Genomic DNA, 587 nt, shown 5'->3' on the forward strand with positions numbered 1-587 from the left:
AAGGTGTCTCAGTACCCCATGACCGCGTGCGCGAATGGGCCGATCGCTTGGGAACGGATCGGGAAGGCCCATGCCCCAGATAGTTTGGACTGAAGGCGCAGTAGACGATCTCAATCGTCATTACGATTTTTTAAAAATTAACAATGCTGACGCTGCCGCCCGGGCGGTACGAGGGATTGTCTCTTCTGCCGAAAGTTTACAGGATAATCCCCGCAGAGGTACGGCGATCGGTCAAAGTCCGGGATTGCGTAAACTCTTCGTTTCTATTGGTAAATATGGTTATGTCATTCATTACACTCTTCTGGGAGACGATGTGATTGTTTTGCGAGTCTATCACGGGCGAGAAAACCGACCTTATTAAAATTAGTAACTCATTGAGAACGGGGCTTAAATTGATCGCATGGCATCTCGGAACGACGTTCGCCCAGCGTCTCGGAACGACGTTCGCCCAGCGTCTCGGAACGAGAATCGCTTTCTTCGGACTGTCGCTGGAGGAGTTGCTTGGTTTCCTCGAAGCGGCGATCGCTTTCTTCGGACTGTCGCTGGAGGAGTTGCTTGGTTTCCTCGAAACGGCGATCGCTTTCATC

The 587-nt window shown here is 51.4% G+C and carries 3 protein-coding genes; all 3 read left to right on the plus strand.

What is annotated here, in order from left to right:
* The first annotated feature begins 26 nt into the window (after window positions 1–26).
* On the plus strand, window positions 27–83 hold the full coding sequence (locus ACTIE0_RS25090) for a hypothetical protein (protein WP_488193809.1): 57 nt from the start codon (window positions 27–29) through the stop codon (window positions 81–83).
* Window positions 71–361: a type II toxin-antitoxin system RelE/ParE family toxin gene (locus tag ACTIE0_RS24910; protein ID WP_006622296.1), complete on the plus strand. Its 291-nt coding sequence runs from the start codon at window positions 71–73 to the stop codon at window positions 359–361. Before ACTIE0_RS25090 ends, ACTIE0_RS24910 begins: the two co-directional genes overlap by 13 nt.
* A 31-nt stretch (window positions 362–392) precedes the next feature.
* A partial coding sequence (locus ACTIE0_RS24915) for a hypothetical protein (protein WP_439517081.1) occupies window positions 393–587 on the plus strand: 195 nt, incomplete at its 3' end.

It is taken from the genome of Limnospira sp. (assembly GCF_051859755.1).
Lineage (GTDB): Bacteria > Cyanobacteriota > Cyanobacteriia > Cyanobacteriales > Microcoleaceae > Limnospira > Limnospira fusiformis.